A 14,790-nucleotide genomic window follows, 5' to 3' on the forward strand; every position below is an offset into this window, starting at 1 on the left:
AACGTAGGTCTCTAAGGACGAAAAAACTAGCCGAAGCTGGGGTTGCCGTCGGCCTTGAAGCGGCTGCCCAGGCTGTAGCGCGAGGCGGGATGCAGGCAGCGCACCCATGTCACGGGCGTGTTGCGTATCCACGTGCGGCGCGTCAGCAGCAGGCAGGGGTCGGTGGGTGCCATTGCGAGCCTTTGCGCCTGCTCCGGGTTGGGCAGCACGGCATCGACGACGTGTTCGATCTGGTCGAAGGGCACGTTGCGCACCAGGTATTCGCTGGGCGGCATGGCGGTGAAATCCTGCTCGAGGTAGTCGGGCACGACCTGCGGGTTGACGTAGCGCTCTTCGAGCTGCACCGGCGTTTCGTTCTCCAGGTGCAGGCAGGCGCTGTGGAACACCGAGTCGCCAGCGCGCAGGTCGAGCCACGCAGCCACGTCGGGCGAGGCGGCAATGCGTTCGACCTCGATCATTTCGCAGCGGTAGTCGTGCCCGCGCTGGCGGATTTCGCTGGCGATGTTGGCGATCTGCAGCAGCGTGGACTGCGGCTTGTTCTCGGCCACGAAGCTGCCGACGCCGGCCACGCGCACGATGCGGCCCTGCTCCACCAGTTCGCGCAGCGCGCGGTTCACCGTCATGCGGGCCATGCCGAACTGCGCCACCAGCTCGTGCTCCGAAGGCAGGCGGTGGCCGGGCGGCCACGTGCCGTCCTGGATCTTGCGGGAGATGTGATCCTTGACTTGCGCGTAGAGCGCGAGGGTCGGCAGGTCGCGTTTCATCGTTTCGGTCAATGCTCCGCCGTCGCCATCGACTCGGCGCGAATTTCTTCCGTCAGGCGCGCCTTGATGTCCATGAACTCCGGCGAGGTCTTGATGGTGTAGCTGCGCGGATGCGGAAAGTCGACCGCGATCTCGGTCTTGATGCGCCCCGGCCGCGCACTGAACACCGCCACGCGGTTGGCCATGAAGATCGCCTCGTCGATGTCGTGCGTGACGAACAGTACCGTCTTCTGCGCCGACTCCCAGATGCCGAGCAGCAGCTCCTGCATCAGCACGCGGGTCTGGTTGTCGAGCGCGCCGAAGGGCTCGTCGAGCAGCAGCATCTTGGGGTCGTTGGCCAGCGCGCGCGCAATGGCCGTGCGCTGCTGCATGCCGCCCGAGAGCTGCTTCGGAAAGTGGTTCTCAAAGCCGCGCAGGCCGACCTTGGCGATGAAGAACTCGCTGCGCTCCTTCTGGTCGGCCTCGCTCATGCCGCGCTCGCGCAGGCCGAAGCGGATGTTCTGCGCCACCGTGAGCCACGGGAACAGCGTGTAGCTCTGGAACACCACGCCGCGGTCGGCACCCGGGCCATCGATGCGCTCGCCGTCGAGCAGCACCTGGCCGGTGGTCGGGAAGTCGAGCCCCGCCACGATGCGCAACAGCGTCGACTTGCCGCAGCCCGAGGGGCCGAGGATGGTGACGAAGTCGTTCTCCTTCACCTCGAAGTCGATGGGCAGCAGCGCCTGCGTGCGCTGGCCCTTGGTGCCGGTGAAGACGCGCGAGACGCCCTGGATGGAAAGTTGGTTCTTCGTCACAGTGCGGCCCATGCAAACAGACGGCGGTTGAGTGCCTTGAAGGCGAAGTCGGACAAGAGGCCGATGACGCCGATCACGATGATCCCGAAGATGATCTGGCCGGTATTCAGCAGCGCCTGGCTGTCGGTGATCATGTGGCCGATGCCCGACGAAGAGCCGATCAGCTCCGCCACGATCACATACGTCCACGCCCAGCCCAGTACGAGGCGCAGCGTTTCGGCGATGCCCGGCGCGGCGCCCGGAATGAGCACGCGCGCCACGATGCCGCGGCTGTTGGCGCCCAGCGTGTAGGCCGCTTCGACCAGGTCGCGCCGCGCGCCACCCACCGTAACGGCCACCATCAGCACGATCTGGAAGAACGAGCCGATGAAGATCACCAGCAGCTTCTGCATCTCGCCCAGGCCCGCCCACAGGATCAGCAGCGGAATGAAGGCCGAGGCCGGCAGGTAGCGGCAAAAGGACACGAAGGGCTCGAAGAAGGCCTCGACGGTCTTCCAGGTGCCCATGGCAATGCCCAGCGGCACGGCGAACACGGCCGCCAGCAGGAAGCCGCCGAACACGCGCCACACGGTCATGCCGATGTCGCCGATGAAGCCGTACTCGGTGAAGAGAAGCCAGCCCTCCTTGACCATGGTCGGCGGGCTCGCGAGGAAGGTCGGCGGCACGAAGCCGCCGAGCGTGGCAATGGCCCACACGAGCACGAAGACGACGAAGAACGCGAGCCCCAGCAGCACGCGCGCACGCGTGCCGATGGGTTCGAGCGGTGCGAACGCGCGGCGGCGCGCGGGCGCGACGACCGGCGCCGCTGCGGGCCTGGGGGCAGGCGCCGCGGCCACCGCGGCGGACGGCATTTGCGACATGGTGTTACTTGACGAAGCTTGCATCGAAGGTCGCCGCGAAATCTTCAGGCGCCTTGCGGATCACGCCGGCTTCCAGAAGGATGGGCGTGGCTTCCTTCATGAAGCTGGTGAGTTCGCCAGCAAAGAACTTCTGGTTGGCGGCCTTGTCCTGCCAGCGCAGGAAGGCCGACGACTTGGCGAACTGCTCGCCGCTCTGCTTCACGGCCGAGCCCATGAGTTCGTTCGACTTCTCGGGCTCGGCCTTGATCATGTCGAGCGCCTCGAAGTACGACTTGGTGAGCGCGGCGGCGGCCTTGGCGTTGGCCTTGAGCCAGGTGGGCGCGCAGCCGACGGTGTCCATCACCATCGGGTAGTCGAGCGTGGTGGCGAGGATCTTGCCGGCGGCGGGGTTGGCGCGCACGGTCGAGAGGTAAGGCTCGTAGGTCATGGCGGCGTCGTTCTGGCCGGCCACGAAGGCCTGGGCCGAGGCCTGCGGCGACAGCGTGGTGGTCTTCACATCCTTCAGCGTCATGCCGTTCTTGTTGAGCATCCAGGCCAGGCCGAAGTAGGGCGCGGTGCCGGGGGCGTCGACGCCGATGGTCTTGCCCTTGAGGTCGGAGAACTTGCTGACGTCGCCGCGTACCGCGAGGCCGTCGGCGCCGTAGGACTTGTCCATCTGGAAGATCTGCACGATGGGCACGCCGTTGGCGTTCCAGGCCACGTGCGTCTCGACCGTGGTGGCCGCGCACTGGATGGCACCGGAGGCCAGCGCCAGGTGGCGGTCCTTCTGAGGGATCATCTTGAGCTCGACGTCGAGCCCGTTCTTCTTGAAGATGCCGGCCTTGTCCGCCAGCGAGAGCGGCGCGAAGCCGGTCCAGCCGGACATGCCGAGCGCGATCTTCGTCATGTCCTGGGCGGCGGCCGTTCCGGCCATGCCCGCTGCACATGCCCCTGCTGCCAGCAGCGAAGCGACTTTCACAACTACCGTCTTCTTGACCATGGGTACTCCTGGGGTCTGTTCTTAGGAAAAGGCTCGGCGGCGGGCCCGATGGCCGGGTAACGCACGCCTCGCATTGTTGCCAAGCGCCCCAACTTGTATATACAGGATAACCCGAAAGGTCATTTTTGGTGCACTTCCTTGGGAAATGCACCGGTTTGCTGTCTAGACAAGGGAGGCCGCGGGACGGGAGTGACCATCGCAAACCTCGTGCCACAGTCATATCGACGGGGCTGGGGGACAATCGACGGCCCACCCTCTTTGCCCCCTTTCCGACCTCCCCACCGCTGCCTGTGTCCTCTCTCGCTCCCCACCCCATCGACGTCTCCGGCAGCAGCGCCCCCTCCGACATCCTCCACGAGGTCTTCGGCTATGCGCAGTTCCGGGGGGCCCAGCAGGACATCGTCGATCACGTGGTGGGCGGCGGCGATGCGCTGGTGCTGATGCCCACGGGCGGCGGCAAGTCGCTGTGCTATCAGATTCCGGCGATCGCGCGGCAGCGTGCGGGGCGCGGCGTGGCGATCGTGGTGTCGCCGCTGATCGCGCTGATGCACGACCAGGTGGGCGCGCTGCACGAAGCCGGGGTGAGCGCAGCCTTTCTCAATTCGACGCTCGACTGGGAGCAGACGCAGGACGTGGAGCGCCGCATGCTGCGCGGCGAGATCACGCTGCTGTACGCGGCGCCCGAGCGGGTGAACACGCCGCGCTTCCTGTCGCAGCTCGATTCGCTGAAGGAGCGCGGCAAGCTCTCGCTCTTCGCCATCGACGAGGCGCATTGCGTGAGCCAGTGGGGCCACGACTTCCGCCCCGAGTACCGCGCGCTGACGGTACTGCACGAGCGCTATGCGGGCGTGCCGCGCATCGCACTCACGGCCACGGCCGACGATCTGACGCGCGCCGACATCGTCGAGCGGCTGCAGTTGGAGGACGCGCGCCAGTTCGTCTCCAGCTTCGACCGGCCGAACATCCGCTACACCATCGTCGAGAAGAAAGACGCCACCACACAGTTGCTGCGCTTCATCGAGCGCGAACACGAAGGCGATGCGGGCGTGGTCTATTGCCAGTCGCGCAAGCGGGTGGAAGACGTGGCTGTCACGCTGCGCGACGCGGGCATCAACGCGCTGCCGTACCACGCGGGCCTCGATGCGGCGGTGCGCCAGAAGCACCAGGACCGCTTCCTGCGCGAGGAAGGCATCGTGATGGTCGCGACCATCGCCTTCGGCATGGGCATCGACAAGCCCGACGTGCGTTTTGTCGGCCACCTCGACATGCCGAAGAACATCGAGGGCTACTACCAGGAAACCGGCCGCGCGGGCCGCGACGGCGGCCCTGCCGACGCCTGGATGGCCTACGGCCTGCAGGACGTGGTGAACCAGCGCCGCATGATCGACGAGAGCCCGGCAGGCGAAGAGTTCAAGCAGGTGATGCGCGGCAAGCTCGATGCACTGCTCTCGCTGGCCGAAGCCAGCGACTGCCGGCGCGTGCGCCTCCTGGGCTACTTCGGCGAGAAGAGCACGCCCTGCGGCAACTGCGACAACTGCCTGAACCCGCCGCAAGTGTGGGACGGCACCGATGCCGCGCGCAAGCTGCTGAGCACCATCTACCGCGTGCAGCAGCTCAGCGGCATCAGCTTCGGCGCGGGGCACATCATGGACATCCTGCGCGGCAAGCCGACCGAGAAGGTCAAGCAGTTCGGGCACGAGCGCGTCAGCACCTTCGGCATTGGCGCGGAGTTCAGCGAGGTGGCGCTGCGCGGCGTGCTGCGCCAGCTGATCGCCACCGGCGCGCTGGCGGTGGACGCGGAGGCGTTCAACACGCTGAAGCTCACGGAAGGCTCGCGCGCGGTGCTCAAGGGCGAGGCGAGCGTGACGCTGCGCGAGTCGGTGTCGTCACCGGCCGAGCGCAAGCCCCGGCGCGAGAAGGTCGCCAAGGGCGCCCCCTCGCCGGCCGCGGCCAAGCTCGACGACATGGGCAAGAAGCGCTTCGAAGCGCTCAAGGCCTGGCGTGCCGAGGTGGCGAAGGAGCACAACCTGCCGGCCTACGTGATCTTCCACGACGCCACGCTGGCGGCCATTGCCGAGCGCGCGCCCGCCACGCTCGAAGACCTGCAGGGCATCAGCGGCATCGGCACCAAGAAGCTCGAGGCTTATGGCACCGAAGTGCTGCGGGTCTGCGAAGCGTTCTAGAGGCTGCAGCGTCTAGTTCGTCGCCGACAGCGTGATCGGCACCGGCCGCGTCAGCAGGTCGACGTACAACTCGAAGAAGCGCGCGTTGTCGAACTTCTTCACCACCGTCATCTTCTGCAGCGTCGCCCCCGCAGGCTGCGAGGTGTAGCCGATGGATTGGCCGTTGTTGGCGGCACCGGGCTTGGCAATCACATCGACGTAGCGGTCCACCGTCTGCGTGGCGTAGCTCGGATCGATCAGGTAGGCGAGCGTGAGGGTGTCCCAGATGTTCTGGGTGTAGTTCGGGTTGGTCTCGAAGCCGTTCTTGCCGTCGAAGCCGTAGCCGTTGAGCTTCTGGAACACGTCGGTCACGGCCGTGGGCTTGGCCGGGTGCGCGATGCGGTCGTAGATGGGCTTGGTGAGGAAGACGGTGTCGGTCACGTCCAGCGGCACCACCACCTGCGGAATGGGCAGCCGCACCACGAACTGCGCGGCGTCGGGGTCGAACCACCAGTTGAACTCGGCGGCCTTGGTGGTGTTGCCCGGCACGTCGATGGCGCCGCCCATGTAGATGATCTTCTTGATGAGCGGAACGATCTCTGGGTTCTGCTTCACCGCGAGCGCGATGTTGGTGAGCGGGCCGATGGCCAGAATGGTGATCTCGTTCGGGTTGGCCTTCACGGTGTCGACGATGAAGTCGACCGCGCTCTTGCGCTGCACCACTGTGTGCTGGGCGAAGCCGTCGGGCGAGGGCTTGAGGTCGGCGTCGGTCTTGGGCTCGGGGCCGCCCCAGGCGCCAAGGTAGCCGTCGCCGCCCGCGCCCGCTGCCATTTCGGCTTCCACGTCGGCGAAGGTGTGGTTGAGCGCGTAGTCCGCACCCACGTAGATGCCGATGTTGCCGCCCACGCCAAGCCGCTCCACCGACATCAGCGCGTCGGACACGCCCTGCTTGAGCCACTGGTTGCCCGAGACCACGCTGATGCCCATGACCTGCACCTGGCCCGTGGCCTGCAGTTGCGCGGCCATGACGCCGAGCTGGCCGTCATCGCTCATGGTGTTGTAGTCGCTGTCGATGATGATTTTCTGTGCGCTGGTGGAGCCGCCCGATGCGCCGCCACCGAAGCCGGAACCGAGGCCGATGCCGCCGCCTCCATCGCCACCTCCGCCGCAGCCCGCCAACACCGTGATGACGGCGAAGAACATCGCCCCGATCCATTTGCGCATCTTCTTCTCCTGAGACTAGGAATTTGGTTTTCAGACTTCGACACCGAGTACTACTGAAATACAAACGTTTGCGCAAAGCTTTGCGCAAACGTTTGCTCACTCTAAAGGGCGAGCCACGGGTGTGGCAAGCGCCATGGCCTAGGGGTTTTCCGCGGGAACGGGGAGAGGGGTCAGCCCGGGTTGGGCTGGGGGTCGATCAGGCGGTTCTCACGCAGCGGCGAGCGGCCTGGCATATAGGGTTGCTCCACGTCAGCCTGCTCGGTCTTGTCGAGGCCCGAGGCTGCGGACTTGGCCGACCCGGCCGGACAGGCGCCGGTGCTGCGCAGCGTGAGCGCCGCGGACAGCCGCGCCTCGTCTTTATCGCCGAGCTGGTGACTGAAGTCGTCGGCCACGGTGCAGCCGGGGTTGGGCGTGAAGCCGTCGCCGTAGTCGCCGTAGCCCTGCTGGTTGACGCCCTTGAACTGGATCGCGAAGTAGGTGGTGCCGCAGTTGTCCTGCGGGTAGAAGCCATAGGGCTTGCCGCAAGTGGTGCCGCCGACGAGGTTGACGGTGACGCCCACGCCGCGCAGGCTGTTGACGACAGACTCGCTCGCCGAGCAGGTGTCCGGGCCGGTGAGCACGGTGACGCGCGAGAGGCCGAGCGTAGGCAGGGCCTGGCCGGAGCGGCTGGTGGTGGCGAAGGGCGTGAGGGTCTGCGCGACTGTCAGGTGGAAGGGGTTCTTGTCGTTGAAGGCCAGTAGCTCGAAGGTCTTGCCCGCGGTCACTGACGGCGACGAGATCATGTAGGCCAGCCGGCTGGCAATGAGCAGCTGGCCGCCGCCGTTGTAGCGCATGTCGAGCACGAGGTCCTGGATGCCGGCACCCTGCTTGAAGGTGTTCACCGCGGAGATGAGCTGCGCCTCGGAGGTCGTGATGTGGTCGTTGAACAGCAGGTAGCCCACACGGCCGCTGCCGGTGTCGATGACCTGGACGTTCTGCACCGGCATGCTGGTGATCTTGGCCGCCGTCAGTTGCACCGCGGGCTGCGCCGTGCCACCCACCTCGAAGGTGAAGGTGTGCGATTCGCCAATGGCCTTGGGCGACAGGGCGGCATTGATCGCGTTGACGTTGGCGGTGCCGGTGCTGCTGACGACGTTGATGCCGTCGATCGTGAGGATCTTCGCGCCGCGCTGCAGGCCCGCCGTGGTGGCGGGCGAATTCGGTTCCACGAAGGCGATGCGGATATCGCGCGGCGGCGAACTGCGCACCGACGCCGTCTCCATGCCATAGCCGGCCGACACGCCGCCCTGCGACAGCTGGCGGTACACCTCGGTGTCGTAGGTGAAGTGAAAGCGGTCCTTGGCGCGGCCCGAGTTCGTTGTGGCCGTGGTCTTGAGCACGTTGAACCAGGTGATCGGCGTGGCGTAGTCGGCGGCCTTGAGGGTGGTCGGCACTTCGCCGTACCAGAGGTAGGTTTCGTCGATCCAGCCACGCACCCAGCTTTTCTCGTTGTCGAGCGTGCCGCTGTGGTCGGGGTAGGCCGTGCCGGTATCGGGGTTGATGCCGCTGCGCGGCGCGGCGCACAGGCCGGCGACCGTGGCCGAGGCAACGATGCCGCTGCCGCCGTCACCGCCACTGGCGGGCGGCGGTGTGGTGGTGCCAGGCACCAGGCCGATCGGCAAACCACCGCCCCCGCCTCCACCACCGCCGCCCCCACAGCCCGCCAGCAGGCAGGCCACGGCGAGCGCAGCGCTTGCTGCTGCAGCCCTTGTGCCAGGAGGCGGCAATTGCCGCGCGTCATCGAACTTGAGAGAGCCCATGTGTTCCTCCTTGTTCTTCCTCACAGCACCGTCTTCTTCGTCCGGCTGCTGCCATTGAAGCCGGCTACTGCAGGAAGCCCATGCCGCGCGATTCGCGCACTTCGGGCTTGATGCGGTGCTCGGCTTCGAGCTGGTCGAGAAACTCGGTCGCGGAAAACTCCGCCGCGAGGATATCGACCTGTCGTTTCACCGCCGCGAAATCCCCCGGGCACAGCTGTGTCAGCGGCGCCAGCCGCGAGCGCATGGCGCTCGTCATGAGCGCGGCGTCGCCGGCGAGCGCCTCGGTGATGAACATGCGTTCGCGCTGCGCGGCCGTGAGCGGCATGAACTTGATCTTGAAAGTGAAGCGCCGCAGCGCAGCCTGGTCGAGCCGGTCGAGCAGGTTGGTGGTGCAGATGAAGACGCCGTTGAAGCGCTCCATGCCCTGCAGCATCTCGTTGACCTCGGTGACCTCGTAGGTGCGCTGCGCGCCGCGCCGGTCCTGCAGGAAGCTGTCGGCCTCGTCGAGCAGCAGCACGGCCTTTTCGTTCTCGGCCTCGCGGAACATGGCAGCCATGTTCTGTTCGGTTTCACCGACGTACTTGCTCATGAGGTCGCTGGCCTGCTTGACGATGAGCGGACGGCCCACTGCCTTTGCGATGTGCTCGGCCAGCGCGGTCTTGCCGGTGCCTGGCGCGCCGTAAAAGCACAGCGTGCCGTGGCCGCGCGCCTTCAGTGCCTCGACGATGCGCGGGATTTCGAAACGGGTCTCGACGTTGAGCATGTCAAGGTCGTAGGTGGTGACGCTGCGGCGCTCGCCACGACCGGTGTCGAGCGTGCCCAGCGCCAGGTCGGCATTGCGCAGCTGGCGCTCTATGAGCGCTTCCATCGATGCGTCGTCGGTTCGCGCGAGCCCTGCGAAGCGCACCGCCGTGCGGATCTGCGCGGGCGTGAGGCCCTTGCGCTCGGCCAGCTTGGCAGTGAAAGCCTCGGACACGACCACGCCTTCGAGCGTCTTCTTCACGAGCTGCTCGCGCGCGCCGGGCGGCGGCGACTTGAGTTCGAGGTGATAGGCGAAGCGACGACGGAAGGCCGGGTCGATCTGCTCGATGCGGTTGGTGACCCACAGCGTGGGCACGGGGTTGGCTTCGAGGATCTGGTTGACCCAGGCCTTGCCGCTGACGCTGCCGCTGGTGGGGGCCGGAATCTGCTCGGCGCGCGCCATGAACTGTGCGGCCTCGGTGCTGATGGGCGGGAAGACGTCTTCGACTTCGTCGAACAGCAGTGCGGCCTGCGCGCTGCCCTTGAGGAACACCTGCGCGATCTGCAGAGAGCGGTAGCGGTCGCGGCCGCTCAGCGAGTTGCCATCGCGGTCGGCGTACTCGACTTCGAAGAGCTCGAGTCCGGCGGCCTGCGCAACGACTTTCGCGAGTTCGGTCTTGCCGGTGCCGGGCGGGCCATAAAGCAGCACGTTGACGCCGGGCTCCTTGCGCGCGACCGCCGCGCGCAGCAGCGTGACGAGCATCTGCGCGTCTTCCTGCACGAAGGAAAAATCGTGCGGCGTGAGTGCGCTCTTGGCCGAAGGCCGCGTGAACACGGCCATCAGCTCGTTGTGGTCGCGGTATTCGCGCATGAGCACGGGCGGCAGCTTCTCGCTGACCTTCATGAGGTCTGCGAGGTCGGTGATGTTGTGCTCGGAGATGAGGTTCTCGACGAGCCCGATGCGTTCGAGCCGCGAGCCTGCGCGCAGCGCCTCGCCCACTTCGCTCGCGTTGACGCCCGCGATGTCGGCGATGGCGGCATAGGCCTCGGGTGCGTTGTTGACCTTGAACTCGACCAGCAGCGAGCGCAGGTCGCGCTGGTAGCGTGCGAGCGTGCCGTAGAGCAGCAGTGCACGCTCGGCCTTGTTGAGCTGCAGCAGTCCCGCGAGCGCATCGATGTTCTTCTCGACCAGCGTCGATTGCTTGCGCAGTGCATGCGTGAGCCAGTCGCGCGTGACGGCCAGCACCGAGAGCAGGTCCTTCGGCTGGTCCTTGGCGTATTCGTCGAGGTAGAAGAAGAGCGTGCCTTCTTCATACGGGCCGCGCCACACGCCGTGGCGCTCCAGCAGCGTGCGGCCGTCGAAGTCTTCGACACCCTTCCAGGCTTCGTTGCCCGCGCAGCGGCGTCCGAGGAATTCGCGCAGCCGCTGCAGTACCGCCGCGGGCCACACCAGGTGCCGGCCCGTGAGCGACAGGAGGCCGTTGATATCGCGCCGCACATTGAAGCGCGGCCCCTGCTTGGCCGCGAGCGTGAGCACGAAGTGCGAGCACATGAGCTCGAGCACCGGCGCCTCCTTGAGGCCGGGCGACGGCAATGCCTGCCCGCGTACTGCAGCAGCCACTACATCGACACCCGCACGCTTGGCCATCAGGCAACCTCCAACGAGGACAATCTCAATCTCGGAGCGACCATAACGCAGACTTTTAGCTTCGGGAAGACCAGTAAACGGGAAAAACCCTGATGGTGCGATTCCAGCCACAATGCGCGCCATGATCGGAATCCAGGAAATCGAGCGCGCCGCGGCGCGCCTGCAAGGCCAGGTGCTCAACACGCCGTGTGTTGAATCGCGCACCCTGTCGGAAATCGTCGGCGCTCAGGTGTTCCTGAAATTCGAGAACCTGCAGTTCACATCCTCGTTCAAGGAACGGGGGGCGTGCAACAAGCTGGTCGATCTTTCTCAGAACGGTACACGCGGAGTGATTGCCATGTCTGCCGGCAACCATGCGCAGGGTGTGGCCTATCACGCGCAGCGCCTCGGACTGCGCGCGCTGATCGTGATGCCGCGCTTCACCCCCGGCGTGAAGATCGAACGCACGCGCGGCTTCGGCGCCGAGGTGGTGCTGCACGGCGACACGCTGGAGGCGGCGCGAACCCACGCTTTCGAGCTTGCGCAGCGCGAGGGGCTGACCTTCGTGCATCCCTACGACGACGAGGCGATCATCGCGGGCCAGGGCACGGTGGCGCTTGAGATGCTCGACGCCGTACCCGACCTGGACACGCTGGTGGTGGCAGTGGGCGGCGGCGGGCTGATCGCGGGCATGGCGGTCGCCGCGCGCGAGCGTAAGCCGGGCATCGAGATCGTCGGTGTGCAAACCACGCGCTTTCCGGCGATGGTCAACGCCATCAAGGGCACGCACCACGTGCAGGGCAAGAGCACGATCGCCGAAGGCATTGCGGTCGGCACGCCCGGCGTGCTGACGCAGGAAATCATCGCGAGCAAGGTCGACGATCTGCTGCTGGTAGACGAAGGCGACATCGAGCAGGGCGTGTTGATGCTGCTCGAAATCGAGAAGACGCTGGTCGAAGGCGCGGGCGCGGCGGGGCTGGCGGCGCTGATCCGGCACCCCGAACGCTTCAAGGGCAAGCGTGTAGGGCTGGTTCTGTCGGGCGGCAACATCGATCCACTGCTGCTCGCGGCCATCATTGAGCGCGGCATGGTGCGGGCGGGGCGGCTGGCACGCGTGCGTGTGAGCGCGCGCGATGTGCCGGGCTCATTGGCCCAGATCACGGCCACTGTGGCCGAAGCGGGCGCTAACGTCGACGAGGTCCATCATCAACGCGCCTTCACGATGCTGGCGGCGCAGAACGTCGACGTCGAGCTGGTGCTGCAGACGCGCGGGCGGGCCCATCTGGCCAGCGTGCTGGCCGCGCTGAAGGATGCGGGCTTCGAGGCTGAAGAGCAGCATTGAGCCGCAAGATCAACCCCGACAAGCCCAATTAAGGGGCTCGCATCCCCCTAGACCGGCCCTGGGCTACCCGCCGGTAAAATGCCATCAGTTTGTCAATTGAGCCTTCGAGGAATTTCCCGATGTCCAACCCTACTCCCGTCGAGCCGAGCCACGGCGCCGCTGTTGAAAAAGACGCCGTCGAATCGGTCGTTCACCTGATGCCGCTGGTGCTTCCGCTGGCCGGCGGCGTGCTGATGCTGCTGCTGGCATCGATCGCGGTCTTCATGGCCTGACGCTGACAGGTACTGTCGCCTTTGTCTGCGGGCGGTGCGGCCCGCACTGACGCAATCTCCCGAAGCGAAACGTTTTCTCAAACGGACCTCCGTGCCTGAGCAGGCACAGCGCCCCGTTCGGAAAGACGATTTTTCAACTTAGGAGATTTTCCGATGAACGCACCCACGATGCAGGGCCTCAACATTCAGGCGCCCTCATACGTCAAGAACGCGAAACTGATTGCCTGGGTGGCCGACATGGCCGCATTGTGCAAGCCCGAATCCATCCACTGGTGCGACGGGAGCAAGGAAGAATACGACCGCCTCTGCCAGCAACTGGTCGACGCCGGCACCTTCAAGAAGCTCAACCCCGTCAAGCGCCCCAATTCTTTCCTCGCGGTGTCCGACCCGAGCGACGTGGCGCGCGTCGAAGACCGCACTTTCATCTGCTCCGCGGAAAAGGAAAACGCCGGCCCCACCAACAACTGGATGGCACCGGCCGAAATGCGGGCGACCCTGCAGCCCCTGTTCGACGGTTGCATGAAGGGCCGCACGATGTACGTCGTGCCGTTCAGCATGGGCCCGCTGGGCTCGCCGATTGCCCACATCGGCATCGAGCTCTCCGACTCGCCTTATGTGGCCGTCAACATGCGCATCATGACCCGCATGGGCAAGGCCGTGTACGAGGTGCTGGGCGCCGATGGCGATTTCGTGCCTTGCGTGCACACCGTGGGCGCGCCGCTCGAAGCCGGCCAGAAGGACGTGGTCTGGCCCTGCAACAAGACCAAGTACATCGTTCACTACCCCGAGACGCGCGAGATCTGGAGTTATGGCTCCGGCTACGGCGGCAACGCACTGCTGGGCAAGAAGTGCTTCGCGCTTCGCATCGCTTCCAACATGGGCCGCGACGAAGGCTGGCTGGCCGAGCACATGCTCATCCTGGGCGTGACGAGTCCTGAAGGCAAGAAGTACCACGTGGCGGCCGCATTCCCCAGCGCTTGCGGCAAGACCAACTTCTCGATGCTGGTGCCGCCTGCCGGCTTCGAAGGCTGGAAGGTCACGACCATCGGCGACGACATCGCCTGGATCAAGCCCGGCAAGGACGGCCGCCTCTACGCCATCAACCCCGAGGCGGGTTACTTCGGCGTGGCGCCTGGTACCAACATGCTGACCAATCCGAACTGTATGGACAGTCTGCACCACGACGTGATCTTCACGAACGTGGCACTGACCGATGACGGCGACGTGTGGTGGGAAGGCATGGAGCAGGACACCAAGACGCTGCCCGAGCACCTTACCGACTGGCAAGGCAATGACTGGACGCCGCAGATCGCCAAGGAAACCGGTGCCAAGGCGGCACACCCGAACTCGCGTTTCACCGTGGCAGCCACAAACAACCCAGCGCTCGACGACGCTTGGGACGACCCGAAGGGCGTGGCGATCGACGCCTTCATCTTCGGCGGTCGCCGCTCGACCACCGTGCCGCTGGTGACCGAAGCCCGCAGCTGGGTCGAAGGCGTTTATATGGCTGCGACCATGGGTTCGGAGACCACTGCCGCCGCTGCCGGCCAGCAAGGCGTGGTGCGCCGCGATCCGTTCGCGATGCTGCCGTTCATGGGCTACAACATGAGCGACTATTTCCAGCATTGGCTCAATCTCGGCAAGAAGCTGGAAGCCTCGGGCGCTAAGCTGCCGAAGATCTACACGACCAACTGGTTCCGCAAAGGTGCTGACGGCAAGTTTGTCTGGCCAGGCTATGGCGAGAACATGCGCGTGCTGAAGTGGATGATCGATCGCGTCGAAGGCAACAAGACCGAAGGTGTGGAGCACATCACCGGCGTGAGCCCGCGCTATGAAGATCTGAACTGGACGGGCTTGAACTTCAGCGCCGAGCAATTCGCCACGGTGACCAGTATTGACAAGGCAGCCTGGCAAGCGGAGTTGAAGCTGCACGCGGAACTGTTCAAGCAGCTGGAGCACCATCTGCCGACGGAATTGCCGGAAACCAAGGCTGCTATCGAGCAGCGCCTGGCGGCCTAATCACACTGGCTGCGCCAATAAAAAAGCCCGATGGATTCATCGGGCTTTTTTTGTTTCTGCGCATTTGGATATTTGCAGATCCCAAAAGCATTCCCCCAAAGCAAAAACCCCCAGTCAATGCTGACTGGGGGTTTCTGGGCTGTAAGAGCCTGACGATGACCTACTTTCACACGGGAACCCGCACTATCATCGGCGCTGACGCGTTTC

At 65.5% G+C, this 14,790-nt stretch carries 12 protein-coding genes; 4 read left to right on the forward strand and 8 right to left on the reverse strand.

Features of this window, described 5'->3' with window-relative positions; all coding sequences use genetic code 11:
* Nucleotides 1-26 precede the first annotated feature (26 nt).
* Genes hutC through ACSFCA_RS32080 form a run of 4 tightly spaced genes read right to left on the reverse strand, consistent with a single transcriptional unit; the run spans nucleotide 27 to nucleotide 3,397 of the window.
* A complete protein-coding gene (gene hutC / locus ACSFCA_RS32065) occupies nucleotides 27-764 on the reverse strand; it encodes a histidine utilization repressor (protein WP_435462279.1) in 738 nt (245 codons plus the stop codon).
* 8 nt (nucleotides 765-772) lie between these two features.
* Complete coding sequence (locus ACSFCA_RS32070) at nucleotides 773-1,570, reverse strand: ABC transporter ATP-binding protein (protein ID WP_435462278.1); 798 nt, start codon at nucleotides 1,568-1,570, stop codon at nucleotides 773-775.
* A complete protein-coding gene (locus tag ACSFCA_RS32075; RefSeq protein WP_093059309.1) occupies nucleotides 1,555-2,409 on the reverse strand; it encodes an ABC transporter permease in 855 nt (284 codons plus the stop codon). Before ACSFCA_RS32075 ends, ACSFCA_RS32070 begins: the two co-directional genes overlap by 16 nt.
* A gap of 13 nt (nucleotides 2,410-2,422) precedes the next feature.
* Nucleotides 2,423-3,397: an ABC transporter substrate-binding protein gene (locus ACSFCA_RS32080; protein WP_258351910.1), complete on the reverse strand. Its 975-nt coding sequence runs from the start codon at nucleotides 3,395-3,397 to the stop codon at nucleotides 2,423-2,425.
* Between the two features lie 290 nt (nucleotides 3,398-3,687).
* On the opposite strand from ACSFCA_RS32080, the gene recQ reads away from it, so the two are divergent.
* Nucleotides 3,688-5,580 (forward strand): DNA helicase RecQ, encoded by a 1,893-nt coding sequence (gene recQ, locus ACSFCA_RS32085; RefSeq protein ID WP_258351911.1) that lies wholly within the window; start codon nucleotides 3,688-3,690, stop codon nucleotides 5,578-5,580.
* A gap of 12 nt (nucleotides 5,581-5,592) precedes the next feature.
* Here recQ and ACSFCA_RS32090 read toward each other — a convergent pair whose 3' ends face one another.
* The 3 genes from ACSFCA_RS32090 to ACSFCA_RS32100 form a co-directional block, all read right to left on the reverse strand.
* Nucleotides 5,593-6,783, reverse strand: coding sequence for a nucleoside hydrolase (locus tag ACSFCA_RS32090; protein ID WP_435462277.1), 1,191 nt, complete (start codon nucleotides 6,781-6,783; stop codon nucleotides 5,593-5,595).
* A gap of 170 nt (nucleotides 6,784-6,953) precedes the next feature.
* Complete coding sequence (locus tag ACSFCA_RS32095) at nucleotides 6,954-8,582, reverse strand: S41 family peptidase (protein ID WP_435462276.1); 1,629 nt, start codon at nucleotides 8,580-8,582, stop codon at nucleotides 6,954-6,956.
* 64 nt (nucleotides 8,583-8,646) lie between these two features.
* Nucleotides 8,647-10,971 carry an ATP-binding protein gene (locus ACSFCA_RS32100; protein WP_258351914.1) on the reverse strand — a complete coding sequence of 775 codons (2,325 nt, stop codon included), beginning with the start codon at nucleotides 10,969-10,971 and terminating at the stop codon, nucleotides 8,647-8,649.
* A 121-nt stretch (nucleotides 10,972-11,092) separates the two neighbouring features.
* Between ACSFCA_RS32100 and ACSFCA_RS32105 the strand changes: the two genes are divergently transcribed.
* The 3 genes from ACSFCA_RS32105 to ACSFCA_RS32115 all read left to right on the forward strand — a co-directional run bounded on the left by ACSFCA_RS32105 (nucleotide 11,093) and on the right by ACSFCA_RS32115 (nucleotide 14,583).
* Entirely contained in the window at nucleotides 11,093-12,292 is a 1,200-nt protein-coding gene (locus ACSFCA_RS32105; RefSeq protein WP_176929023.1) for a threonine ammonia-lyase, read from the forward strand.
* A gap of 119 nt (nucleotides 12,293-12,411) precedes the next feature.
* The gene (locus ACSFCA_RS32110; protein ID WP_435462275.1) at nucleotides 12,412-12,564 is read left to right on the forward strand and encodes a hypothetical protein; all 153 of its coding nucleotides are present in this window, start codon (nucleotides 12,412-12,414) and stop codon (nucleotides 12,562-12,564) included.
* 153 nt (nucleotides 12,565-12,717) lie between these two features.
* Nucleotides 12,718-14,583, forward strand: a complete 1,866-nt coding sequence (locus tag ACSFCA_RS32115) for a phosphoenolpyruvate carboxykinase (GTP) (RefSeq protein WP_435462274.1) — start codon at nucleotides 12,718-12,720, stop codon at nucleotides 14,581-14,583.
* Here the strand turns inward: ACSFCA_RS32115 and ACSFCA_RS32120 are convergent.
* A partial coding sequence (locus ACSFCA_RS32120) for a hypothetical protein (RefSeq protein WP_435462273.1) occupies nucleotides 14,580-14,790 on the reverse strand: 211 nt, incomplete at its 5' end. The genes ACSFCA_RS32115 and ACSFCA_RS32120 overlap by 4 nt on opposite strands.

The organism is Variovorax multivorans (assembly GCF_051216835.1).
GTDB lineage: Bacteria > Pseudomonadota > Gammaproteobacteria > Burkholderiales > Burkholderiaceae_C > Variovorax.